General features: G+C 59.3%; 26 protein-coding genes. 13 read left to right on the top strand and 13 right to left on the bottom strand.

The window, feature by feature from the left end:
* Positions 1-236 precede the first annotated feature (236 nt).
* The 3 genes from ACJ8IP_RS18055 to ACJ8IP_RS18045 are packed head-to-tail and all read left to right on the top strand — an operon-like array spanning position 237 to position 3,350.
* Positions 237-1,691, top strand: coding sequence for an FAD/NAD(P)-binding protein (locus ACJ8IP_RS18055; protein WP_164106538.1), 1,455 nt, complete (start codon positions 237-239; stop codon positions 1,689-1,691).
* Complete coding sequence (locus ACJ8IP_RS18050) at positions 1,688-2,569, top strand: formyltransferase family protein (protein WP_164106536.1); 882 nt, start codon at positions 1,688-1,690, stop codon at positions 2,567-2,569. The genes ACJ8IP_RS18055 and ACJ8IP_RS18050 overlap by 4 nt, the downstream gene beginning before the upstream one ends.
* Entirely contained in the window at positions 2,562-3,350 is a 789-nt protein-coding gene (locus ACJ8IP_RS18045) for a sulfite exporter TauE/SafE family protein (protein ID WP_033644477.1), read from the top strand. The genes ACJ8IP_RS18050 and ACJ8IP_RS18045 overlap by 8 nt, the downstream gene beginning before the upstream one ends.
* Before the next feature lie 37 nt (positions 3,351-3,387).
* On the opposite strand, the gene rnk is transcribed toward ACJ8IP_RS18045, so the two are convergent.
* Positions 3,388-3,798: a nucleoside diphosphate kinase regulator gene (rnk, locus tag ACJ8IP_RS18040; RefSeq protein WP_004936993.1), complete on the bottom strand. Its 411-nt coding sequence runs from the start codon at positions 3,796-3,798 to the stop codon at positions 3,388-3,390.
* A 444-nt stretch (positions 3,799-4,242) separates the two neighbouring features.
* Here rnk and ACJ8IP_RS18035 point away from each other — a divergent pair, with 444 nt between their 5' ends.
* The 10 genes from ACJ8IP_RS18035 (at position 4,243) to ACJ8IP_RS17990 (ending at position 13,246) form a co-directional block, all read left to right on the top strand.
* Positions 4,243-4,569, top strand: a complete 327-nt coding sequence (locus ACJ8IP_RS18035) for a glycine dehydrogenase (protein WP_089192640.1) — start codon at positions 4,243-4,245, stop codon at positions 4,567-4,569.
* A gap of 36 nt (positions 4,570-4,605) precedes the next feature.
* A complete protein-coding gene (locus ACJ8IP_RS18030) occupies positions 4,606-4,971 on the top strand; it encodes a glycine-rich SFCGS family protein (protein ID WP_004937000.1) in 366 nt (121 codons plus the stop codon).
* The gene (locus ACJ8IP_RS18025) at positions 4,971-5,267 is read left to right on the top strand and encodes a DUF4312 family protein (protein WP_004937003.1); all 297 of its coding nucleotides are present in this window, start codon (positions 4,971-4,973) and stop codon (positions 5,265-5,267) included. Before ACJ8IP_RS18030 ends, ACJ8IP_RS18025 begins: the two co-directional genes overlap by 1 nt.
* A gap of 30 nt (positions 5,268-5,297) precedes the next feature.
* The gene (locus tag ACJ8IP_RS18020; protein ID WP_004937006.1) at positions 5,298-6,074 is read left to right on the top strand and encodes a DUF4311 domain-containing protein; all 777 of its coding nucleotides are present in this window, start codon (positions 5,298-5,300) and stop codon (positions 6,072-6,074) included.
* 11 nt (positions 6,075-6,085) lie between these two features.
* Complete coding sequence (locus ACJ8IP_RS18015; RefSeq protein WP_004937013.1) at positions 6,086-6,736, top strand: DUF4310 family protein; 651 nt, start codon at positions 6,086-6,088, stop codon at positions 6,734-6,736.
* 63 nt (positions 6,737-6,799) lie between these two features.
* On the top strand, positions 6,800-7,939 hold the full coding sequence (locus tag ACJ8IP_RS18010) for an amidohydrolase/deacetylase family metallohydrolase (protein ID WP_042785442.1): 1,140 nt from the start codon (positions 6,800-6,802) through the stop codon (positions 7,937-7,939).
* Positions 7,923-9,041, top strand: a complete 1,119-nt coding sequence (locus tag ACJ8IP_RS18005; protein WP_042785440.1) for a DgaE family pyridoxal phosphate-dependent ammonia lyase — start codon at positions 7,923-7,925, stop codon at positions 9,039-9,041. Before ACJ8IP_RS18010 ends, ACJ8IP_RS18005 begins: the two co-directional genes overlap by 17 nt.
* Complete coding sequence (gene dagF, locus ACJ8IP_RS18000; RefSeq protein ID WP_033651249.1) at positions 9,038-9,778, top strand: 2-dehydro-3-deoxy-phosphogluconate aldolase; 741 nt, start codon at positions 9,038-9,040, stop codon at positions 9,776-9,778. Before ACJ8IP_RS18005 ends, dagF begins: the two co-directional genes overlap by 4 nt.
* Positions 9,779-10,063: 285 nt before the next feature.
* Positions 10,064-11,278, top strand: a complete 1,215-nt coding sequence (locus ACJ8IP_RS17995) for a lactonase family protein (RefSeq protein WP_164106529.1) — start codon at positions 10,064-10,066, stop codon at positions 11,276-11,278.
* 51 nt (positions 11,279-11,329) lie between these two features.
* Positions 11,330-13,246, top strand: coding sequence for a BglG family transcription antiterminator (locus ACJ8IP_RS17990; RefSeq protein ID WP_033644486.1), 1,917 nt, complete (start codon positions 11,330-11,332; stop codon positions 13,244-13,246).
* Between the two features lie 4 nt (positions 13,247-13,250).
* On the opposite strand, the gene ACJ8IP_RS17985 is transcribed toward ACJ8IP_RS17990, so the two are convergent.
* The 12 genes from ACJ8IP_RS17985 to kdsD all read right to left on the bottom strand — a co-directional run bounded on the left by ACJ8IP_RS17985 (position 13,251) and on the right by kdsD (position 21,314).
* Entirely contained in the window at positions 13,251-13,673 is a 423-nt protein-coding gene (locus ACJ8IP_RS17985; RefSeq protein ID WP_442524480.1) for a helix-turn-helix domain-containing protein, read from the bottom strand.
* Positions 13,670-13,981: a type II toxin-antitoxin system HigB family toxin gene (locus tag ACJ8IP_RS17980; protein WP_004937033.1), complete on the bottom strand. Its 312-nt coding sequence runs from the start codon at positions 13,979-13,981 to the stop codon at positions 13,670-13,672. Before ACJ8IP_RS17980 ends, ACJ8IP_RS17985 begins: the two co-directional genes overlap by 4 nt.
* Positions 13,982-14,275: 294 nt before the next feature.
* Positions 14,276-14,548 carry a PTS phosphocarrier protein NPr gene (npr, locus tag ACJ8IP_RS17975; protein ID WP_004937034.1) on the bottom strand — a complete coding sequence of 91 codons (273 nt, stop codon included), beginning with the start codon at positions 14,546-14,548 and terminating at the stop codon, positions 14,276-14,278.
* Positions 14,545-15,399 (bottom strand): RNase adapter RapZ, encoded by an 855-nt coding sequence (gene rapZ, locus ACJ8IP_RS17970; RefSeq protein ID WP_015379177.1) that lies wholly within the window; start codon positions 15,397-15,399, stop codon positions 14,545-14,547. Before rapZ ends, npr begins: the two co-directional genes overlap by 4 nt.
* Positions 15,400-15,526: 127 nt before the next feature.
* On the bottom strand, positions 15,527-15,988 hold the full coding sequence (ptsN, locus tag ACJ8IP_RS17965; RefSeq protein WP_016930212.1) for a PTS IIA-like nitrogen regulatory protein PtsN: 462 nt from the start codon (positions 15,986-15,988) through the stop codon (positions 15,527-15,529).
* Positions 15,989-16,143: 155 nt separating this feature from the next.
* Positions 16,144-16,431, bottom strand: coding sequence for a ribosome hibernation promoting factor (hpf, locus tag ACJ8IP_RS17960; protein ID WP_004937038.1), 288 nt, complete (start codon positions 16,429-16,431; stop codon positions 16,144-16,146).
* Positions 16,432-16,454: 23 nt separating this feature from the next.
* Positions 16,455-17,888 (bottom strand): RNA polymerase factor sigma-54, encoded by a 1,434-nt coding sequence (rpoN, locus tag ACJ8IP_RS17955; protein WP_004937039.1) that lies wholly within the window; start codon positions 17,886-17,888, stop codon positions 16,455-16,457.
* A gap of 52 nt (positions 17,889-17,940) precedes the next feature.
* A complete protein-coding gene (gene lptB, locus ACJ8IP_RS17950; protein WP_004937040.1) occupies positions 17,941-18,666 on the bottom strand; it encodes an LPS export ABC transporter ATP-binding protein in 726 nt (241 codons plus the stop codon).
* Positions 18,667-18,672: 6 nt separating this feature from the next.
* The gene (lptA, locus tag ACJ8IP_RS17945; protein WP_025160121.1) at positions 18,673-19,212 is read right to left on the bottom strand and encodes a lipopolysaccharide ABC transporter substrate-binding protein LptA; all 540 of its coding nucleotides are present in this window, start codon (positions 19,210-19,212) and stop codon (positions 18,673-18,675) included.
* Positions 19,181-19,759: an LPS export ABC transporter periplasmic protein LptC gene (gene lptC, locus ACJ8IP_RS17940; protein ID WP_033644491.1), complete on the bottom strand. Its 579-nt coding sequence runs from the start codon at positions 19,757-19,759 to the stop codon at positions 19,181-19,183. Before lptC ends, lptA begins: the two co-directional genes overlap by 32 nt.
* Positions 19,756-20,310 carry a 3-deoxy-manno-octulosonate-8-phosphatase KdsC gene (kdsC, locus tag ACJ8IP_RS17935; protein WP_004937049.1) on the bottom strand — a complete coding sequence of 185 codons (555 nt, stop codon included), beginning with the start codon at positions 20,308-20,310 and terminating at the stop codon, positions 19,756-19,758. The genes lptC and kdsC overlap by 4 nt, the downstream gene beginning before the upstream one ends.
* Positions 20,311-20,327: 17 nt before the next feature.
* Positions 20,328-21,314, bottom strand: coding sequence for an arabinose-5-phosphate isomerase KdsD (kdsD, locus tag ACJ8IP_RS17930; RefSeq protein WP_046897241.1), 987 nt, complete (start codon positions 21,312-21,314; stop codon positions 20,328-20,330).
* Between the last annotated feature and the right edge of the window lie 11 nt (positions 21,315-21,325).

Below are 21,325 nucleotides of genomic sequence, written 5' to 3'. Positions count from 1 at the left end.
CTTTCATATAAAGCAAGCCAGCGGAGGTCGCCCTACTATCGGGGCAGAAAAATAACGCTTGTCCGGGGCGCCGTTATTTTATCGGCCATAAAGCCCGCGCAAGTTTTCACACCGGGGTGAGAAGAAGGTTTTCGTTCTCGCAATACAAGAAGTTAATAAGGAATAAATCGTCATTTTATTCCAACACCTGAAGCAATAGTTCTTAGCGCAGTTCAATGACTATAAGGTGATATTTCATGTATAAGTTCGGTGTGATTGGCGGCGGAGCCGCCGGCATCTCTTTTGCGTATAACTTTATAAAAAATAAGTCGGTTAATCATTGCAAAAGGCCGCTTTCCCTGACGGTGTTCGACAAGCAGGGCTTCAAGGGCGGTATGGCATACAGCAGCGATTTTGACAGCCATATATTAAATATGACGCCAGAAAATATGTCGGCGGATATTTTCGACGACGCGCACTTCGTCGATTGGATCGCCATGCATTTCCCGCAGTTTTGCCAGGATCGTTATCCGCCGCGTTGGCTGTATCGGGAATATCTCGATTTTATTCGCGACATGACGATGTATATGGCGGCGGACAGCAACGTGGCGCTGAATTTCGTGACCGCCGAAGTGAATGCCATTGCGCCGCACGAGGCAGGCTATCGGCTGACCACCGCCTGCGGCGCCGCCGAACAGATGAACGCGCTGGTGCTGTGTTCTGGGCATAACCCGCCGGAATGTCTCTATCCGGTGGACGGGGTGATCGCTTATCAGGCCCACCGGGATCTGCCGCCGATCAACCCTTACTCAACCATCGGCGTGATCGGCTGCAGCCTGACGGCGATCGACGCCATCGTTGAACTGATGGAGCGCCTGGGGGCCACCGATATCTGCGCCCTGTCGCGTTCGGGCCTGTTCCCCAGCGTGCAACCGGCGTTGATGCGTCCGCCGCCGGAGGCGTTTGTTGAGGGGCTGCGGCGCTTTGTCGCCGGTAACGATTTTATTGATGCGCATCAGTTGGTGCATGCGATCAACGCCGCGCTGGCGCGTCACTATCCGGGGCCGGAACGGTTGACGGTGCTCTCGGCGCTGGGGGAAAGGCGCGATTGCTACCGCGATCTGGCGGACAGCCTCGACCGGGCGCGCTTTGCCCGGGAGCACATCTGCAGCTACCTGGCGGCGATCCATCCGACGGTGTGCGCCGCCTGGGTCAAAATGGATGCCAACAACCGGCAGATCTTCATGCGCTTTTACAACTCCTCCTGGATGCGCAATCGGCACGCCATGCCGATCAAGAACGCCTACAAGATCGTGGCGGCGTTGGAGAGCCAACGCCTGCGCGCCTGCGGTGGCCTGGCGGATATCAGCAAGGGGACGGACGGATTTATCCTTCGTTGCCATGAGACGCGGGTGCATGCGCAGTATCTGTTCAACTGCACCACGCCTTCCTATCAACTGCCGCCCAACCGCCTGAGCCATCAACTGCTGCAAGACGGGGTGGTGCAGGAGAACCTGTTCGGCGGCGTGAAGTGCAACCCGCACACGCTGAAAATCGCCGATCGCCGCGGCCGCGAGCAGCATCTCTACTCGCTCGGTGCGCCCGCCAAGGGCGACCTTTTTTACACCTCGGCGATGGAATCCATCACGCGAGATATCAGCAAAATCGTGTTTAACAACCCTATTTTCAACGCAAAGAAGGCTGAAGCATGAAAAACGTAGCGCTCTTTGTCGGCAACGACATTTTCTCCTGGCTGGTGTGTCAGGATCTGATCGCCGCCCTGAAAGGCGAGTGTGCTTTTACGGTGTATTTCCCCCTGGCGAAAAGCGGCGGCCGCGCCCAAGAGCCGGCGGTTCGCCGCCTGGGGCTGTATGAGCGCGAGGTGCTGAACGATTTCGTGTTCCCGTTCGTTGGCCGCAACGCCGCCGCCTGTGAGGGCGCCTATCAGCCGCCGGCACTGTTCCTGGCCGCCGCCGGGGTCAAAGCGCATCGCATTCTCGACATCAATGACGCCGCGTTTATCAGCAGCCTGGGTCATATGGACGGGGTGATTTCTTTGCGCTGTTATCAGAAATTTTCCGCCGACTATGTGCGCGCCTTCAGCCGGCGCGGCAAGCTGCTGTGGAACCTGCATCCGGGCGACTTGCCGCGCTATCGCGGGGTGATGACGCTGTTCCGCGCGATGATGAACGGTGACAAGGACTGTGCGGTGACGCTGCATGAAATGGACGAACATTGGGATGCCGGCCCGGTGCTCGCCCGCCTGCCCGCCGAGCTGCGCCACGACCTGTCGTTCCTGGAAAACATGATGTTGCTGGGCGTGCAGAGCGGCACCTTCCTGGCGCGCCAGCTGATGCGGGCGGAACGGAGCGAAGCGATAGCGGCGGAAAAGCAGGGCGATTCGCGCTATTGGGGCTTCCCGGATGCGCAGACGCTGGCGCAGGCGGAACAGGCGGGCATTGAGCTGGTGGATCACGACGCCGTGCGCGAGCAGTATCTGGGGCTGTTCGTCGGCGATCGTTTCCACCCGCTGGCGGGGCAGTTCTGCGCCGGGTTCGACGACTTCGTGCGGGCGCACGGCCATGATTGAAATGTTAATCGTTCTGGGTGCCGGTTTTCTGACCGGCATCACCACCATTCTGTTCGGCTTCGGCGGCGGCTTTGTGGTGGTGCCTTTCGTTTACCATTTGATCTCCGCCTCAGGCGAGCAGCCCGGCCAGGCGATGCATATTGCGGTGGCGACCTCGACGGCGGTGATGATCCTCAACGCGGGGTACGCCACCCTGACCAACTGGCGCAGCGGCAACCTGCTGCGGGAAACCATCGTGCCGCTGATCTTTTTCATCGGCATCGGCGCGGCGCTGGGCGCGTTTGCCTCCTCGCTGCTGGCGGACGGCGTGATCCGCGTGCTGTTCGTGGCCTATATGGCGGTGACCATCGCCGACTGTCTGTTCCGCCGGGGGTTCCTGACCAAACCGGCGCGCGCTGAACTTTCCCCTGCCACGCTGTGGGGCGGCGGGCCGCTGATCGGCGGCATTGCCACGCTGCTGGGGGTGGGCGGCAGCGTGATGACCGTGCCGCTGCTGCGCCGCCATGGCTATGACATGAAGTATTGCGTCAGCGCCGCCAACCCGCTGTCGATCCCGGTGGCGGTGATCGGGGCGCTGATGTATATCGTGTTGGGGTGGCGCGAGATGAGCGGGCCGCAGTATCTGGGCTACGTCAATCTGAACATTTTGGGGCTGCTGGTGGTGGCGGGGATTGCGGGGATCGTGTTTGCCAGGCGCTGTTTGCCGAAGGTGAGCGATGCGCTGCATGCCAAAATCTACGTGCTGCTGCTGATCGCCGTGCTGATCGCTATCTGCCTCTGAAACAGAAAGGGCGGCCGGATGCCGCCCTGAGAACCGCTTAACGGTGGTATTCGCCCGCCGCTTCCGGCTGGTACAGCAATTCCAGCACTTCAATCCGCGCTTCTTCACCGTTCGGCAATTGCCAGGAGATCTGCTTGCCGACGTGCATGCCGAGCAGCGCTGCGCCCAGCGGCGCCATCACCGACAGCTGATCGTGGCTGTCTTTCAGCGAGGCCGGGTAAACCAGCGTGCGCACGTGCTCTTCATCGGTGTGCAGATCGCGAAAACGCACGCGGCTGTTCATGGTCACCACGTTGGCCGGCATTTTCTCCGGCGGCAGGATTTCCGCGCGATCCAATTCGTCGTTCAGCGCGGCGGCGACGTCGGTGTTGGCAAAGGCCGGTTGTTCCAATAGCGCATCCAGGCGTTCCGCATCCAGCTCATTAATAGTAATGATGGGTTTGGTCATTCCACTCTCCAGTCAAATCAAAGGGCGCCAGTCTGTGCACCCATAAATTCGGAAAAACAACACAAAGCAACACCCCCGCGCCAGAGGAGCGGGGGTGTGGGTAATGTCGATTTGTCCCATTGATAGTAGGCGGTTGGGGCGAGAAAAGAAAGAGATCCCGATCACGAAGGCTTTTATCGTCAATCGAGGCAAAAAAAACCGTTAGCCGGGTTATGTAATTGTTATCTCATTTACTTTTTCGCCTTAACGCCGTTTTGCGAAATGGATCTCCGCGCGTCATTCGATTTCCACTTCGAACTGGAAAAAACCGGTCTCCACAGAAAATCTTACCGGGGGTAGGGTAAAGACATCACAGAAAGCGGGTTATTCAGGTGATGCGCTTTACGGCTTACTGATTAATGTGGGATCTAGGGGTACTGAAAAGTGAATGATGGATCTGCTTCGATAAAAGAAATTGAACAATCCGATATCAGCGAAGCCGGTGAGATCACCGCTCGGGTGCTGGCGGATATTACCGCGATGCTGAATGCTGAGAATATTTATACCAATGCGGTGCAGCAACAGATGCTGGAATCGCATATTCGCGCCATGGTGCTGCGCTCAATAACCGGTGAGCCGTTGCCGGAGGTGGATAAATCACTGTTCGACGAAATTTCCGCCGAGTCCATGCAAATGGCGGAGCGCGTGGTGGATCAGTTTGGCACATTGCCTATCGAAGAAGCCTATTTGCTTTCAGTGCACTTCGAAGTGGCGAAAGATAATAACGCATAGCGGTTAACGCATCGATTTCAATCAGGAGAATATACCATGGGTCAAATTACCGTAGTGATCGGCGATCGTTTGGGCAAAGGGCAAAAAGTCGGCCAGGGCGTTGAAAACGCAGGCGGAAAAGCGGTGGTTATCCCCGGCGTGGCGGCGGATATGAAGCTGGGCGACGTCATGAAAGCGGAAAACGCGCAGCTGGGCATCTCTTTTTGCGGCAGCGGCGGCGCCGGCGCGATTACCGCGCAAACCAAATACGGCTACAAAGCCAAATACGGCATGCGTTCGGTGGAAGAGGGCGTGACGGCAATTAACGAAGGCTGCAACGTGCTGGGGTTCGGCTTTATGGATAAAGAAGAGCTGGGCCAGAAACTGGTGGAAGCCTACGTCAAAAAACATGGCAACCCATAATGAAAGAGCAATATACCACATCGGTAAAGGTGGAGGGTAAAGGCGACAGCAAAGCGAAAGCTTTTGCTTCCGCCTTGGCTAATGTGCAGGGCGCGGTATTAAAGTCCACCAACAATATTCTGCTGCGCATCGAGCCGCAGGACGTCAGCGTGGTGAAAGCGGAAGAGAAAATAACAAAAGAGAAATTTCTTTTCTTCTTTTTGCCGCGTGAAAGAAAGAGCTATGCCGTTTCTCTGGAAATAACCGTGAACGTAACCATTATCAATACCGAGAAGGTTGTCTTCGTCACGAAATAAAAACGTTAGCATAAATGAAAGGGTATACTGATGTTTTTAATCATCTTATTTAAATCGATTATTATCGGTGGGCTGGTGGGGGTCGGCGTAGGGGCCGGCGCCGCACGCATGTTCCACGCGCCGACAACACAGGGCATGGGGGCGTTTCGTACCCTGGGCGAGCTGAACTCCTGCGAGGGCGATCCGGCTTCCCACTTCTCATTCGGTCTGGGCTTCTTCTTCAACGCCTGGGCGTCTTCCGTGGCGGCGGGCTCCTTCACGCAGGACGTCGATCACCGCATCATCCCGCACTGGGGCGCGGCGGCCCTGATGGTCAAGAACCGCAATCTGGCGCAAACGCTGCACGATCCGAAAAAAATGGCCATCGCCTGCGGCATCATCGGCATGCTGGTGGTGGCCTTCCTCAATACCACCGCTTCCGCCGTGCCTGCCGCGCTGCAGGTCACCGCGATCAAGGTGCTGGTGCCGGCGGCCAACCTGCTGGTGAACACCGTGATGCCGGTGATCTTCTGGCTGGCGGCGATCGACGCCGGGCGCCGTTCCGGCTTCTGGGGCACCATTTTCGGCGGCCTGGCGCAGCTGATCATGGGCAACGCCGTACCGGGCCTGGTGCTGGGCATTCTGATCGGCAAAGGCGTGGAAGAGAGCGGCTGGAACAAAATCACCAAGATCATGATGGCGGTGATCGTGCTGCTGTTCGTGCTGAGCGGCTTCTTCCGCGGCTTCGACATGAAAGTTCTCGAGTCCTTCAGCCTCGGCGTGCCGGGCTGGCTGGACGCCATTCACAACACCCTGAGCGGTAAATAAGGAGCGGGATGATGGAAGAGCAAACCCAAAAAGGCTTCTGGTACGCCGACTGGTCATTCCCGATTTTTGTTGGCCTGCTGTCCTCCGGCGTGTTCGCCGGGACGCACATGTACTACCTGTACGGCATCGGCGCCTTTAACGAAGTGGCCTTCGTCTCCATGCTGCGGGCGGGGATGGATACCGGCGTGTACGGCGCGGTGGCGGCGTTCGGCGCCAGCTTCCTGTTCGCGCGCATCATCGAAGGTTCGCTGGTAGGCATCCTCGACATTGGCGGCGCGATCCAGACCGGCGTCGGGCTGGGCGTACCGGCGCTGCTTTTGGGGGCCGGCATCGTGTTCCCGGTCGCCAACTTCGCCGCTTCGCTGGCTACCGGCCTGATCATCGGCCTGGCGATCGGTTATGTGATCATTCTGGCGCGCAAATTCACCATCAATCAGAGCAACTCCACCTACGGGGCTGACGTGATGATGGGCGCGGGCAACTCCTCGGGCCGCTTCCTCGGGCCGTTGATCATCCTGTCGGCGATGACCGCCTCGATCCCGATCGGCATCGGTTCGTTGCTCGGCGCGCTGCTGTTCTATATCTGGGGTAAACCGATCACCGGCGGAGCGATCCTCGGCGCGATGATCCTGGGGGCGATCTTCCCGGTAGCCATTTCTTAAGAGGCCTGCGCCAGGCGCCGCCCGATGCTGCGGCGGCGCCCGGGCTAACAGGAGCAATGCGGTATGTATGACTTAGTAATCAGAGGCGCCAGACTGGCGGACGATACGCTGATCGATCTGGCGGTGAAAGACGGCAAAATAGCCTCGGTGGGGCGGTTGGCGGCGGACGTCAGCGCCGTTCGCCAGCTGGATCTGGCGGGCAACTGCCGCCTGAGTGCCGGTTGGATCGATGCGCACGTGCACTGCTATCCCGAATCGCCGATCTACCATGACGAGCCGGATCGGGTCGGCGTCGCCAGCGGCGTCACCAGCGTGGTCGATGCCGGCAGCGCCGGTGCCGACGATATCGACGCCTTTTATCAGCTGACGCGCAGCGCCAAAACCAACGTTTTCGCCTTCCTCAATATCTCGCGCATCGGCCTGCTGCGGCAGAACGAGCTGGCGGAGTTGACGGACATCGACAAGCGCGAGGCCGGCCAGGCCATCGCCAACCACCCCGGCTTTATCATCGGCATCAAGGCGCGCATGAGCAGCAGCGTGGTGGGCAAGAACGGCACCCGGCCGCTGGTGTTGGCCAAAGAGATCCAGCAGGAAAACCGCCAGCTGCCGCTGATGGTGCATATCGGTAATAACCCGCCGGATCTGGACGACATCGCCGATCTGCTGACCCGTGGCGACATTATCACCCACTGCTACAACGGCAAACCGAACCGCATTCTGACGCCGGCGGGCACGCTGCGCGAGTCTATCCAGCGCGCGCTGCGGCGCGGCGTATTGCTCGACGTAGGGCACGGCACCGCCAGCTTCAGCTTCGAGGTGGCGCGCCAGGCAATCAAACTGGGCATTTTGCCGCACACCATCAGCTCCGATATTTACTGCCGCAACCGCATGAACGGGCCGGTGCACAGCCTGGCGACGGTGATGTCCAAATTCTTCAGCGTCGGCCTGACGCTGCCGCAGGTGATCGCCTGCGTGACGGAGAACGCCGCGTCGGCCCTGCAGCTGAGCGGCAAAGGGCGGCTGGAGCCGGGCTATGACGCCGATTTCACGCTGTTTGAGCTGCGCTGCGAACCGCAGGTATTCGCCGACGCCGAAGGGCAAACCGCCGAGGGCGAACGGCTGCTGGTGCCGCTGGCCGCGGTGGTGGCCGGGGAAATCCTATTAACCGAACAAGGGGAGGCAAGCCATGTCTTCGATTTATGAAAAATACGGTTTGAAGCAGGTGATCAACACCTCCGGCCGCATGACCATTCTCGGCGTTTCCACGCCGCGCCAGGACGTGATCGACGCCGTTGATTACGGCCTGAACCACTATTTCGAAATCAAGGATCTGGTCAACAAGACCGGCGCCTACATCGCCGATCTGCTCAACGTGGAAGATGCGGTGATCGTCTCCTGCGCCTCGGCGGGCATCGCCCAGTCGGTGGCGGCGGTGATCGTTAAAGATAACGCCAATCTGCTGGTGAACCTGCATTCGGCGCCGATCGCCGTGCCGCGCGAGATCGTGCTGCCGCGCGGTCACAACGTCAACTTCGGCGCGCCGGTGGACACCATGGTGGCGCTGGGCGGCGGCAAGGTGGTGGAGGCGGGGTACGCCAACGAATGTTCGCCGGAGCAGATTGAAGCCTGCATCACGCCGCAGACTGCGGCGATCCTGTACGTCAAATCGCACCACTGCGTGCAGAAAAGCATTCTATCCGTCGAGCAGGCGGCGGTGGTGGCGCGCAAACATAACCTGCCGCTGATCGTCGACGCCGCGGCGGAAGAAGATCTGATGTGTTATTACCAGATGGGGGCCGATCTGGTGATTTACAGCGGCGCCAAAGCCATCGAGGGGCCGACCAGCGGTCTCGTGATCGGCAAGAAACAGTACGTCGAGTGGGTGAAGTTGCAATCCGGCGGCATCGGCCGGGCGATGAAGGTCGGCAAAGAGGGCATCCTCGGCCTGACCCAGGCGATTGAAAGCTATCTGACGCTTGAGAAAACCACCGGGCAACAGATGGTGGAGCGGATGACGCCGTTCCTCGACAGCCTCAACACCCTGACCGGCGTCAGCGCCAGGACCGTCTGGGACAGCGCCGGCCGCGATATCGCCCGCGCCGAGATCGCCTTTGACGAAGCGGTGCTGGGGCGGTCGACTTATGACATCGTCCAGGCGCTGAAAACCGGCGATATCGCCATCTACTTCCGCGGCTACAAGGCCAACGAGGGCAAGATTGAGGTCGACGTGCGCAGCGTCGACGAGCGGCAACTGATGACCGTCTTTACCTGTATCAAAAATCTGTTTACGGAGAAACAAGCATGAAGCTGCAGCCTAACTACTATCGCGACCGCGTCTGCCTGAACGTGCTGGCCGGCTCCAAAGCCAACGCGCAGGACATCTACGCCGCGGCGGAAGGCCATGTGCTGGTGGGCGTGCTCTCCAAGAACTACCCGGACGTCGACAGCGCGGTGACCGACATGCTGCGCTATGCGCGCCTGATTGAAAACGCGCTCTCGGTCGGCCTGGGTGCCGGCGATCCGAAGCAGTCGGCGATGGTCAGCCTGATCGCTCAGCAGGTGCAGCCGCAGCACGTTAACCAGGTGTTCACCGGCGTCGGCGCCAGCCGCGCGCTGCTGGGCCAGAACGACAGCGTGGTCAACGGCCTGGTGTCGCCGACCGGCCGCGTCGGTTGGGTGAAGATCTCTACCGGCCCATTGAGCGCCGCGGCGCCGGATGGCATCGTGCCGGTGGAAACCGCCATCGCCCTGCTGAAAGACATGGGCGGCAGCTCCATCAAGTATTTCCCGATGGGTGGCCTGAAGTGCAAGGACGAGTACCAGTACGTAGCCAAGGCCTGCGCCGAGCATGACTTCATGCTGGAGCCGACCGGCGGTATCGATCTGGAGAACTTTGAGCCGATCGTCGAGATCGCGCTGGCGGCCGGCGTGAAACGCGTGATCCCGCATATCTACAGCTCGATCATCGACGCCACCAGCGGCGATACGCGTCCGCAGGACGTGAAAGCCCTGCTGGCGATGACCAAAAAGCTGGTGGGTTGAACGCGTAATGGGATGAGGTAAACGCTGGGAGGCGAAGGTTTTCCCGTGGCGCGGCATGCCGCGCCGTTACCTATAGCCTATAGCTTTCAAGTTGCAGCTAGGCGGCAAGCGCAGGAGCCCCAGGAGCTTACTGAAGTAAGTGACTGGGGTGAAAAATCTGCCGGGAGCAGATTTAAACGCTGCTTGCAGCGGCCCCGAAGGGGTGAGGCCCATGGATGGGCCGAGTAACTGCGCAGCCAACAACGCTGCGGCTTGAAAGATGACGGGTATATATTGAGGACTACTATGCGAAACTGGCAGGCTCCAACCCGACGCACCGCGTTGTTTATAGCGCTGCTGGCCGTGACCGGCCCGGCGCTGCATGCTGAGGATGCAATGAACTCCACGTCATCTCATTTTGCCTATATCGGCACCTACAATCCCAACGGCGAAGGCGTTTACCGAGTGCGGGTCGATCCGGCCAGCGGCGCGTTGAGCCAGGTTACGCTGGTCAGCAACGTGCCGAATCCGGCGCAGCTGACGCTGGGAGTCGACGGCAAAACGCTGTATGTCGCCAGCGAAGTGGCCGATTTCAACGGCGGCAAGCACGGCGGCATCACCGCCTACCGGATCAATCCGGCCGATGGCGCACTGACGCAGCTCAACCAGGTGGATTCGCAGGGGGCGGGGCCGGTGTATCTCACCTCGACGCCGGACGGGCGGCATCTGCTGGTGGCGAACTACGTCAGCGGCAGCGTGGCGGTCTTCCCGATTGAAGCGGACGGCAGCCTGGGCGCCGCCAGCTCGGTGCAGCAGCAACAGGGCCCGGCGGGCGCGGCCAAACCGGCGGCGGCGGTGAACGGCAGCTTCGCCATCAGCGATCACAACGGCCCGCATGCCCATATGATCGCCAGCGATCCGAGCGGCAAGTTCGTGTTCTCCACCGATCTGGGGTTGGATCGCATCTACCAATGGCGCTTTGACGCCGCGAGCGGCCGGCTGACGCCGAACGATCCGCCGTGGATCGCCGCCTCTTCCGCCGGCGCGGGGCCGCGTCACTTTGTGTTCCATCCGGACGGCGAAACCGTGCTGCTGGTGAACGAAGAGGCCTCGACGTTGACCAGCTACCGTTTTGATCGCCAAAAAGGTACTCTGAAACAACTGCATGCGGTTTCCGCGCTGCCCGCCGACTATCAGGGCACCAGCTTCGCTTCGGGGCTGGCGCTCAGCAAGAACGGCGACACGCTGTACGTCGCCAACCGGCTGCATAACAGCATTGCCCAGTTCAGCGTAGGCGCCGGCGGTGAGTTGAAACCGGTGGCGGAAACCTGGACCCGCGGCGATTATCCGCGTTCGCTGGCGCTGAGCCCGGATGGCCGCTATCTGTATGCGTTGAACCAGCGCAGCGATAACGTCACCCGCTTCAGCGTCAACCCGACGGACGGCAAACTCAGCTTTGTGGGCGGCTATCTGCCGATCGGCAGCCCCTCGCAAATGGCGTTCCTGCCGCCGCCGAAGTAACCCGTGGCCCGCCCGGTTCACCGGGCGGGTTGCCTGATTGACGGACACAGAATGGTGCGATTTCCTTACCCGCGTTTGGCTTACTTGTTCGATGCTTTGCAAACCGAGACTTTGCCGCAGGATGAGCTGGCGAAGCGTTTCGCCGTGTCTACCCGCACGGTGCGGGCGGATATCACCGCGCTGAACGAGATCCTGGACAAATACGGCGCGCGCTTCGTGCATAGCCGCGGGGCCGGCTATCGTTTGCAGGTCGATAATGCTGCGCTGTTCAGCGCCCTGCAGCATCAGGAGCGCCGCAAACACGCCACCCCGCGCAGCGCGCAGGAGCGGGTGCATTATCTGCTGGTGCGTTTTTTGACCTCAGCCTTCTCCCTCAAACTGGAAGATCTGGCTGACGAGTGGTTTGTCAGCCGCGGCACGCTGCAAAACGACATGGCTGAGGTGAGAGAGCGTCTGGCGCACTATCAATTGACGATCGAAACCAAGCCGCGTTACGGCATGAAGCTGTTCGGCGCGGAGATGGCGATCCGCGCCTGCCTGACCGACCTGCTGTTCCAACTGCAGCTGGCCGACGCCGAGAACCCGCTGCTCAACAACGAGATCCTGCTGCAGCCGCAGGTGGCGGCGTTCGCCGGCTTGCTGCACCCGCTGCTGTCGCAATACGCCATTCGCCTGACCGACGAGGGCGAGCAGTACCTGATTTTCTACTGCGCGGTGGCGCTGCGGCGCATCAACGATGGCTATCCGCTGTCGGACTTCGAGGTGGAGGACGGCGACGAGGCGGTGCGCCAGGTGTCGACCCGCCTGGCGGCGGAGCTGCGTGCGGCCTCCGGCAAAGAGATCTCGATGGCCGAAGAGGCCTATCTGCGGGTCAATATCGCCGCGCGCCGCGTGCAAGACGTGCAGCCGACAGAAATCAACGCCGACGATGAAGAAGCGCTGGTGGACTACATTCTTTCCTACATCAACGCACACTATAACTACAACCTGCAGGGCGACGAGCAGCTGCGGGCCGATCTGCTTACCCATATCAAGACCATGATTACGCGGGTGAAATACCAGATCAACATCCCCAATCCGCTGTTGGCCAACATCAAGCAGCACTATCCGATGGCTTACGACGTGACGCTGGCGGCGGTCTCCAGCTGGGGCAAGTACACGCCTTATACGCTGAGCGAGAACGAAATCGGTTATCTGGTGCTGCATATCGGCGTGGGGCTGGAGCGACATTACAACATCGGTTATGAACGCCACCCGCAGGTGATGCTGGTGTGCGACACCGGCAACTCGACGGTGCGGATGATCCAGGCGCAGATTGCGCGCAAGTACCCGCAGCTGGTGATGACGCGCATCGTCTCGCTGCGCGATTACGAGATGCTCGCGCACATCGACGAAGACTTCGTGATTTCCAACGCCCGCATCGGCGAGAAGAACAAGCCGGTGGTGGTGATGTCGCCGTTCCCGACCGATTATCAGCTGGAGCAACTGGGCAAACTGGTGCTGGTGGATCGCACCAGACCGTACATGCTGGAGAAGTTCTTCGACGCCGAACATTTCATGGTGCTCAACGAGCCGCTGACGCAGGCGGAGCTGTTCAGCCGGGTGTGCGGCCAGCTGGAGCGGGAAGGGTACGTCGGCGCGGACTTTTATCCGTCGGTGGTCGAACGCGAGGCGATCGTCTCCACGCTGCTGGGCGAAGGCATCGCGCTGCCGCACTCGCTGGGGCTGCTGGCGAAAAAGACCGTGGTGGTGACGCTGCTGGCGCCGCAGGGCGTCGCCTGGGGCGAGGGCGAGGTCGCGCACGTGATTTTCCTGCTGGCGATCAGCAAGAGCGACTATGAAGAGGCGATGGCGATCTACGAGCTGTTCGTCACCTTCGTGCGTGAACGCTCAATGAGCCGCCTGCTGGGCAGTGACAGCTTCGACAGCTTCAAAGCGGTGGCGCTGGACTGCCTGAGCCGGAGTTGAGGGGCTAATCTGCTTCCGGCAGGAACAGGGCTGGGGGCAGATTGAAGCGTTTGGCCAGCGCCATAATGTGCGGAATGGTCAGCGATCTTTTGCCGTTCAGGATTTGGTTGACCAACGACTTTTTGCCGATCTCATGTTCAAAATCACTTTGGCTGAGTTGGTGCTGTTCCATCAATACGCGAAGCGCGGCCACCCCCTGCGGGAGTTGGGCGATACGCTGGTTGAATGCGGTAAATTCGGCGCTGTTGTCTTCATATTCGGAGATTTTTTTTGCCAACATGTCAATCAGCGGATGGCGTTCATCGTTTTCCAGCAGATATTCCACCAATTCGAGCGCTTCTCGGTAGTCTTGCTGAGCGTGGCTGCCCTGCAATAAGGGTACGGCGCGCAGTAGCGCATCGGCCGCCTTAATGGCATCTGTAATCATGACGAACTCCTTCGATAGTGCTGCATCAGCTTGTCGTATTCGGCGTGGCTAACGATATGCTTTATGAAGACTTTCTGTGTCTCGAAGCTGGCAAAGAACAAGATCCGCAGGTGGTTGCCGCCGACGTCAATGACCCACCATTTCTCTTTGTACTTCATACGATCGAGCGAAGGAAAAAGCGCTTTTAACTCGTCCGGCGTGCGGAACTCACCCCGTCGCAACGCTTTATAAATGGCCTCGAGAGCAGTGGCTTCATTGGGATATTGCTTCGTTGCGTTATTGAACGGTTCCCTGGAAATGATATGCATCGTTCCTTCGATTCCTACCCGGTGAACATTATAGCGACTGCCGGTGAAGTTCACAAATTGTAAACTTTCTGTTGTCCCGCTAGCAAAGCGTGGGGAAACATCCGCCTGTTGTCTGTTTTTGCGTTACACACTATTGCGATTACCGTGGTGGGGGTAAATCCATGACGTGAATTTACAGGCGGTTACGGCTGATTCTGGAAGCGGATTCGCAAAATGAGAAACGGGAGGGCTACGTTATGGGAGGGGCGGAGGCAACACATGCGCCGAGGCGACGCATGGGAAGAGTCTCAGCGACTAATCTTCATCAAACCCGGAGTTGAACAGCTCGACCACCGCCGCCAGCGCGTTGACTTCATCGGGGCCGGTCGCTTCGACTTCGATGTGCCGACCCTGGGCGGAGTCCAGCATCAGCAGCGCGATGACGCTGCTGGCTTCGGCTTCGGTGCCGCTTTCGTTGCGCAGCATCACTTCGGCGTCGAAGCTTTGCACCAGTTCGAACAGTTTCATCGCCGGGCGCGCGTGCATGCCCAGCTTGTTTTTGATTTCAACCGTCTGTTTGACCGTCATTGTTTGCGCTTTTCCAGCGTGCGGTGGCGCGATTGCACGTTCTTGCCGCGCGAGCGGAAGTAATCGGCCAGCTGTTCCGCCACGTACACCGAACGGTGTTTGCCGCCGGTACAGCCGATGGCGACCGTCAGGTAGCTGCGATTGTTGGTTTCCAGCATCGGCAGCCACTGTTCCAGATAGCTGCGGGTCTGGTAAATGAAGTTATGCACTTCGGTATGGCGATCGAGGAACGACGCTACCGGCTTGTCCAGACCGGTCATCGGCCGCAGCTTCGGATCCCAGTGCGGGTTAGGCAGGAAGCGCACGTCGAACACGTAGTCGGCGTCGATCGGAATGCCGTGCTTGAAGCCGAAGGATTCGAACACCATCGTCAGTTCGCGCTCGCGCTTGCCGAGCAGGCGGGTGCGCAGCATTTCGGCCAGTTCGTGCACCGACATTTCCGAGGTGTCGATAATCAGGTCAGCCCGCGAGCGCAGCGGTTCGAGCAGATCGCTCTCTTCGTCGATCGCGCTTTCCAGCGACAGGTTTTTGCTGGAGAGCGGGTGCAGGCGGCGGGTGTCGCTGTAACGGCGGATCAGCGTGTTGCGATCGGCGTCGAGGAACAGCAGCTGCGGCGAGAAGCTGTCCGGCAGCTGAGTCATCGCGTATTCGAACACTTCCGGCGATTCCGGCATGTTGCGCACGTCGATGCTGACCGCCGCGGAGATATTGCGTTCCGCCAGCGTATTGGCGAGCTGCGGCAGCAGAACCACCGGCAGGTTGTCAACGCAGTAAAAACCCATGTCTTCCAGCGCCCGCAAGGCGACGGATTTTCCGGAACCGGAACGGCCGCTGACAATCATCAGCACCATGTGGCAACTCCCCTGGCATCGCGGCGGCGTTCATCGCCACCGTTAAACTTTGTTATTCCGGCCGTAGCCGGATCCATCATCGTAAAACAGTATCGTTATCCGGGCTGGAAGTCACGCCGGCCGGGCATCACTCGGTGATGATTTGGTAAAGTTCTTCGTCGCTCTGCGCGGCGCGCAGGCGGCGGCATACGGTTTTGTCTGCCAGGCGTTTGGCGACCAGCGACAGCGTATGCAAATGGGTTTTGCACTGATCGGCAGGCACCAGCAGCGCGAACAGCAGGTCGACCGGCTGATTGTCGATAGCGTCGAAAGCGATGGGTTGGTCGAGACGGATAAACACGCCAACGGCCCGCAGTGTGTCCTCTTCCAGTTTGCCGTGGGGAATGGCGATACCGTTGCCGATACCGGTGCTGCCCATGCGCTCCCGGGTGAGAACCGCGTCAAACACCACCTGCGAAGGCAGATTGAGCTGTTTGGCGGCCAGTTCGCTGATAATTTCCAAAGCCCGCTTCTTGCTGGTGCAGTGTACCGAGCTTTTGGTGCACTCGATGTTTAACACCGAGCTTAATTGCATATATTCGTTGTTCATCTCATCTTCACTTAAAACCGCGCCGCCGGGCGAACCCGGCAAGGCGGTTTTTCGTCGGTTTTAACCCTGATTACCGTTCGGCGCGTCACCCATGCGGGTCACGCGCCGAAGGATGAGGCGGCGACGGATGCCGCCTCATGGAATGGGTTAGGGTGTCAGTGTTGCTTCAATTTGTCTTTATGTTTGTTCAATTGACGTGCCAATTTGTCGATCAGCGTATCAATTGCGGCATACATATTCTCGTCTTCCGAGGTGGCGTGCAACTCGCCTCCATTCACGTGCACCGTTGCTTCCGCAATTTGCTGCACTTTTTCCACACTTAATACAACATACACCTGATTGATGCGATCAAAATACTGTTCGAGTTTGGCGAACTTGTTGTTCACGAACTCGCGCAACGGATCGGTGATTTCGATGTGGTGTCCGGTAATGTTGAGCTGCATAGTGTCTTCCTTCTCAATAGAGGTCAAACCAACTGTTTGCGCTGGTTCGACGGCGGGATGGACAAAGACTCTCGGTACTTGGCGACGGTGCGCCGGGCCACGATGATCCCCTGATCGGCGAGCAGGGTGGCCAGCTTGCTATCGCTGAGCGGTTTGGCGGGGTTTTCCGCCGCAATCAATTTCTTCACCAACGCGCGGATCGCCGTCGAGGAGGCTTCGCCGCCGCTGTCGGTATTCACGTGGCTGGAGAAGAAATATTTCAATTCGAAAATGCCGCGCGGGCTGTGCAGAAACTTCTGCGTGGTGACGCGCGAGATCGTCGATTCATGCATCTCCACGGCCTGGGCGATATCCGCCAGCACCATGGGTTTCATAAACTCTTCGCCTTGCTCGAAGAACGCCTGCTGCTGATCGACGATGCAGCGGGTGACCTTCAGCAACGTCTCGTTGCGGCTCTCCAGGCTTTTAATCAGCCACTTGGCTTCCTGAAGGTTGCTGCGGATGAACTGGCCGTCGGCTTCGCTGCGGGCGCTGTTGCCCAGCGCGGCGTACTGCTGATTGATCTTCAAACGCGGCACGCTGTCGCCGTTGAGCTCGACCGTCCATTTGTTCTGCGTCTTGCGCACCAGCACGTCCGGAATGACGTATTCCGATTCGCCGGTATTGATCGACTGCCCCGGGCGCGGATCGAGCGACTGAATCAGCAGCATCGCTTCTTTCAGTGTATCTTCTTTTAGCCGGGTTGATCGCATCAGGCTGCGAAAGTCGTGGTTGGCCAACAGATCCAGATGCTCGCTGATGATCAGCCGCGCTTCGGCCAGATAAGGCGTATCTTTGGCGTATTGGGAGAGCTGCACCAGCAGGCAATCGCGCAGATCGCGCGCGGCGACGCCGATCGGATCAAAACGCTGCACGCGCTTCAGCACCGCCTCGACTTCCTCGAGGGTCACGTTCTCGTCGCCCAGGCTTTCCAGAATGTCTTCCAGCGGCACGGTGAGATAGCCGGTGTCATCCACCGCGTCGACGATGGAAGTGGCGATGGCGGCGTCGGTATCGGAAAACGGCGTCAGATCCACCTGCCACATCAGATAATCCTGCAGCGTTTGGGTGGTCTCGCCCTGATAGACCGGCAGCTCGTCGTCGCTGTAGTCGGTGCCGGTGCCGGACGGCGTGCCCGCGGTATAGATTTCATCCCAGGTGGCGTCCAGCGGCAGCTCTTCCGGCATGTCTTTCTGCTCCAAGGCCTCGCGGGTATCGAGCCCCTCGGTCTCCTGGGTTTCTTTGGCGTCGATTTCGTCGTGCAGATCGGTCTGTTCAAGCAGCGGATTGCTCTCCAGCGCCAGCTGGATCTCTTGCTGAAGCTCAAGCGTGGACAACTGCAGCAGGCGGATCGCCTGCTGGAGCTGAGGTGTCATGGCCAGCTGTTGGCTGAGCCTGAGTTGCAAACCTTGCTTCATAGTTTTCTGTCTACTTCCGTTAACGGTGTCGTCCCGCAGGACGCGCCGGCACTTAGAGGCGGAACTCTTCGCCCAGATAAACGCGTTTAACCTGCTCGTCGGCCAGAATAGCATCCGGCGTGCCGTGGGCAATCAGTTTGCCCTGGCTGACGATGTAGGCGCGTTCACATACGTCCAGCGTCTCGCGCACGTTGTGGTCGGTGATCAGCACGCCCAGGCCGCTGTCACGCAGGTGCTCGATGATTTTCTTGATATCGATAACGGAAATCGGATCCACCCCGGCGAAGGGTTCGTCCAGCAGAATGAATTTCGGGTTGGCCGCCAGCGCGCGGGCGATTTCGACGCGGCGGCGTTCACCGCCGGACAGCGCCTGGCCGAGGCTGTCGCGCAGATGGGAGATATGGAACTCTTCCATCAGCTCTTTGGCGCGGTCTTCGCGCTGTTCGCTGGTGAGATCGGGACGGATCTCCAACACCGCCATCAGGTTGTCGTACACGCTCAGGCGGCGGAAGATCGACGCTTCCTGCGGCAGGTAACCGATGCCGCGGCGCGCACGGGCGTGCAGCGGCAACAGGCTGATGTCTTCTTCGTCGATCACGATGCGCCCGGCGTCGCGCGGCACGATGCCGACCACCATGTAGAAGGTGGTGGTTTTACCGGCGCCGTTCGGGCCGAGCAGGCCGACGATCTCGCCGGATTTCACTTTCAGGCTGACGTCTTCGACAACTTTACGGCCCTTGTAGGCTTTCGCCAGGTTTTCTGCGATGAGTGTTGCCATAAGTGATTAGTTACTCTTTTTTTGCCCGTTTTTGTCTTGCAACTGCGACGGTACCAGAACCGTTGTCACGCGTTTGCCTTTGTCGCTAAACGCCTGCATTTGCTGCTGTTGCACCAGATAGGTGATGCGATCGCCTTTCACGTTGCTGTCGAGCTGCTCCAGATAGGCGTTGCCCGTCAGGGTCACCAGCTGGGTCGCCACGTCGTAACGCACTTTCTGCGCGTGGCCTTTGACCGGCTTGCCGCTGTCCTGCATCTGGTAGAAGGTTACCGGGTTGCCGAACGCTTCAATATAGGTCTTATTCTGATCTCCGCCCGGACGGGTGACCACCACCTTGTCAGCGCGGATATCGATGGTGCCCTGTTTGATCACCACGTTGTCAGTAAAGGTGCTGACGTTGCTTTGCATATCCAACGACTGCTTGAGCGAGTCGATGCTGACCGGCTGGCTGGAGTCGGATTTCAGCGCCAGAGCAGGGGCGCTGGCGGCCAAAACTAAGCTGCCGATCAACAGATTACGGAGTTGGTTTTTGGTTCTGGATTTCATAGTTGGTCTTAACCTTATCAATCAGCTCAGCGGTTTTGGTCCGCAGGTTCCCACGCATTTTCATGCCGTTAGAGGTAAAATTGGTCCCGTAAAGCGTGACTTCGTCATCGGAGGTGACGTCCTGGGTGACCAGGTTTACCTGAGCGTTGTCCGTCTTAATTTTTTCCAGCTGCGAGGTGGTGGTCAGGCTGTTTACCTCGACGTGGCCATACAGATACAGCATCCGGTCTTTCGTCAGTTTGGCGCGATCGGCGCGAACTGACCAGGTGGCCACCGCATTCTCGTCGAACAGCGTCATCACCGGCTGGGTGAACCAGCTCAGCTCGCCGGCGGTGTAATACTTCGCGTCTTCCGCCACCAGCTTATAATTCAGTTTACCGGCCGGATTGTACACCACGGTGACCGTGTGCTGGCTCTGGTAGGTCGGATCCTGATCGTTAGCCGGGCCAGGAGCCGTATCGTCGCTGAAGTCCGTCATGTTCCAGCCGATCAGCGCCAGAACGATCACCGTCAACAGGATGGTGATCCAAAGTTTGGTTTTACTCATATCGACAGCCCTTTGGCGTCCTCCAGCTTATTTTGAGCCAAAAGAATGATGTCGCACAGTTCGCGCACCGCGCCGCGGCCGCCGGCAATGCGGGTGACGTAGTGGGCTCGCGGCGTCAGCAGCGGATGAGCGTCTGCGACCGCGACCGCCAGGCCCACCTGCGCCATCACCGGCCAGTCGATCAGGTCATCGCCGATATAGGCGACCTGATCCGCCGTTAACGACAGTTTATCCAACAGTTCGCGGAAGGCCAAAAGCTTATCGGATTGCCCCTGATACAGATGGGTGATGCCGAGCGTTTGCGCGCGGTCTTCCAGCAGCCTGGCGGAGCGACCGGTAATGATCGCCACCTCGATGTCGGAGGTTTTCAGACAGCGGATGCCGTAACCGTCGCGCACGTTGAACGCCTTCAATTCTTCACCGTTGTTGCCCATGAAGATCAGGCCGTCTGACAGTACGCCGTCAACATCGCAAATCAACAGGCGGATGTTCCCGGCACGCGCCATAACCTCTTGTTCTACCGGCCCGTAGCAGGTTTCTACCATACCCATTCCGTTCTATTCCTTAATTAAACGACGCCGGCGCGCAGCATGTCATGCATATGTACCACACCCAGCAACTGGTCGCCATCGGCAACCAGCAGCGCGGTGATGTGGCGTTGCTGCATCAGATTCAGCGCATCGACCGCCAGGAGGTTGGGACGCACCCGCACGCCGCCCGGCGTCATGACATCGGCGATCTTGGCTTCGTGCAGGTTGATGCCCATATCGAACACCCGGCGCAGGTCGCCATCGGTAAAGATGCCGGCGATTTTCATCAGATCGTCGCAGATCACCGTCAGACCCAGATTTTTGCGGGTGATTTCCAGCAGCGCGTCGCGCAATGAGGCGTCGGCGCTGACGTGGGGCATTTCGTCGCCGCTGTGCATGATATCGCTAACCCGCAGCAGCAGCTTGCGGCCGAGTGCGCCGCCCGGATGCGACAGCGCGAAATCTTCCGGCGTGAAACCGCGCGCCTTCAGCAGCGCGACGGCCAGCGCATCGCCCATCACCAGCGTGGCGGTGGTGCTGGTGGTCGGCGCCAGCCCCAGCGGGCAGGCTTCCTGCGGCACCTTGATACACAGGTGGATGTCCGCCGCCTTGCCCATCGAACTTTCCGGATTGTTGGTCATGCAGATGAGGGTGATCCGCTGCCGTTTCAACACCGGGATCAGCGCCAGGATCTCGCTGGACTCACCGGAGTTGGAGATGGCGAGCACGATATCCTGCGCAGTGACCATGCCCAAATCGCCATGGCTGGCTTCCGCCGGGTGCACGAAGAATGAGGGGGTGCCGGTGCTGGCGAAGGTCGCGGCGATCTTGCAGCCGATATGGCCGGATTTACCCATGCCCATCACCACCACTTTGCCGCCGCAGGCGGCGATCGTTTCGCAGGCGCGGGTGAAGTCTGCGTTGATGTAGCTGTCGAGCTGAGCCAGCCCGTCACGCTCTATCTGAAGCACTTCTTTGCCGGCCTGTTGAAAATCGAAGCCCGGTTGCAACTCAATGTTCGACATACTCATTCCCG

Origin of the sequence: Serratia sp. CY52157 (assembly GCF_052168495.1) — a bacterium.
Lineage (GTDB): Bacteria > Pseudomonadota > Gammaproteobacteria > Enterobacterales > Enterobacteriaceae > Serratia > Serratia ureilytica.
The sequence above is the reverse complement of the archived record's forward strand: the minus strand, read 5'-3'. Positions and strand labels throughout refer to the sequence as shown.

Bases quoted from the DNA above. Each gene is read 5' to 3' on its own strand.
- ACJ8IP_RS18055 (WP_164106538.1), top strand. From the start codon at position 237: ATGTATAAGTTCGGTGTGATTGGCGGCGGAGCCGCCGGCATCTCTTTT.
- ACJ8IP_RS18050 (WP_164106536.1), top strand. From the start codon at position 1,688: ATGAAAAACGTAGCGCTCTTTGTCGGCAACGACATTTTCTCCTGGCTG.
- ACJ8IP_RS18045 (WP_033644477.1), top strand. From the start codon at position 2,562: ATGATTGAAATGTTAATCGTTCTGGGTGCCGGTTTTCTGACCGGCATC.
- rnk (WP_004936993.1), bottom strand. From the start codon at position 3,798: ATGACCAAACCCATCATTACTATTAATGAGCTGGATGCGGAACGCCTG.
- ACJ8IP_RS18030 (WP_004937000.1), top strand. From the start codon at position 4,606: ATGGGTCAAATTACCGTAGTGATCGGCGATCGTTTGGGCAAAGGGCAA.
- ACJ8IP_RS18025 (WP_004937003.1), top strand. From the start codon at position 4,971: ATGAAAGAGCAATATACCACATCGGTAAAGGTGGAGGGTAAAGGCGAC.
- ACJ8IP_RS18020 (WP_004937006.1), top strand. From the start codon at position 5,298: ATGTTTTTAATCATCTTATTTAAATCGATTATTATCGGTGGGCTGGTG.
- ACJ8IP_RS18015 (WP_004937013.1), top strand. From the start codon at position 6,086: ATGGAAGAGCAAACCCAAAAAGGCTTCTGGTACGCCGACTGGTCATTC.
- ACJ8IP_RS18010 (WP_042785442.1), top strand. From the start codon at position 6,800: ATGTATGACTTAGTAATCAGAGGCGCCAGACTGGCGGACGATACGCTG.
- ACJ8IP_RS18005 (WP_042785440.1), top strand. From the start codon at position 7,923: ATGTCTTCGATTTATGAAAAATACGGTTTGAAGCAGGTGATCAACACC.
- dagF (WP_033651249.1), top strand. From the start codon at position 9,038: ATGAAGCTGCAGCCTAACTACTATCGCGACCGCGTCTGCCTGAACGTG.
- ACJ8IP_RS17995 (WP_164106529.1), top strand. From the start codon at position 10,064: ATGCGAAACTGGCAGGCTCCAACCCGACGCACCGCGTTGTTTATAGCG.
- ACJ8IP_RS17990 (WP_033644486.1), top strand. From the start codon at position 11,330: ATGGTGCGATTTCCTTACCCGCGTTTGGCTTACTTGTTCGATGCTTTG.
- ACJ8IP_RS17985 (WP_442524480.1), bottom strand. From the start codon at position 13,673: ATGATTACAGATGCCATTAAGGCGGCCGATGCGCTACTGCGCGCCGTA.
- ACJ8IP_RS17980 (WP_004937033.1), bottom strand. From the start codon at position 13,981: ATGCATATCATTTCCAGGGAACCGTTCAATAACGCAACGAAGCAATAT.
- npr (WP_004937034.1), bottom strand. From the start codon at position 14,548: ATGACGGTCAAACAGACGGTTGAAATCAAAAACAAGCTGGGCATGCAC.
- rapZ (WP_015379177.1), bottom strand. From the start codon at position 15,399: ATGGTGCTGATGATTGTCAGCGGCCGTTCCGGTTCCGGAAAATCCGTC.
- ptsN (WP_016930212.1), bottom strand. From the start codon at position 15,988: ATGAACAACGAATATATGCAATTAAGCTCGGTGTTAAACATCGAGTGC.
- hpf (WP_004937038.1), bottom strand. From the start codon at position 16,431: ATGCAGCTCAACATTACCGGACACCACATCGAAATCACCGATCCGTTG.
- rpoN (WP_004937039.1), bottom strand. From the start codon at position 17,888: ATGAAGCAAGGTTTGCAACTCAGGCTCAGCCAACAGCTGGCCATGACA.
- lptB (WP_004937040.1), bottom strand. From the start codon at position 18,666: ATGGCAACACTCATCGCAGAAAACCTGGCGAAAGCCTACAAGGGCCGT.
- lptA (WP_025160121.1), bottom strand. From the start codon at position 19,212: ATGAAATCCAGAACCAAAAACCAACTCCGTAATCTGTTGATCGGCAGC.
- lptC (WP_033644491.1), bottom strand. From the start codon at position 19,759: ATGAGTAAAACCAAACTTTGGATCACCATCCTGTTGACGGTGATCGTT.
- kdsC (WP_004937049.1), bottom strand. From the start codon at position 20,310: ATGGGTATGGTAGAAACCTGCTACGGGCCGGTAGAACAAGAGGTTATG.
- kdsD (WP_046897241.1), bottom strand. From the start codon at position 21,314: ATGTCGAACATTGAGTTGCAACCGGGCTTCGATTTTCAACAGGCCGGC.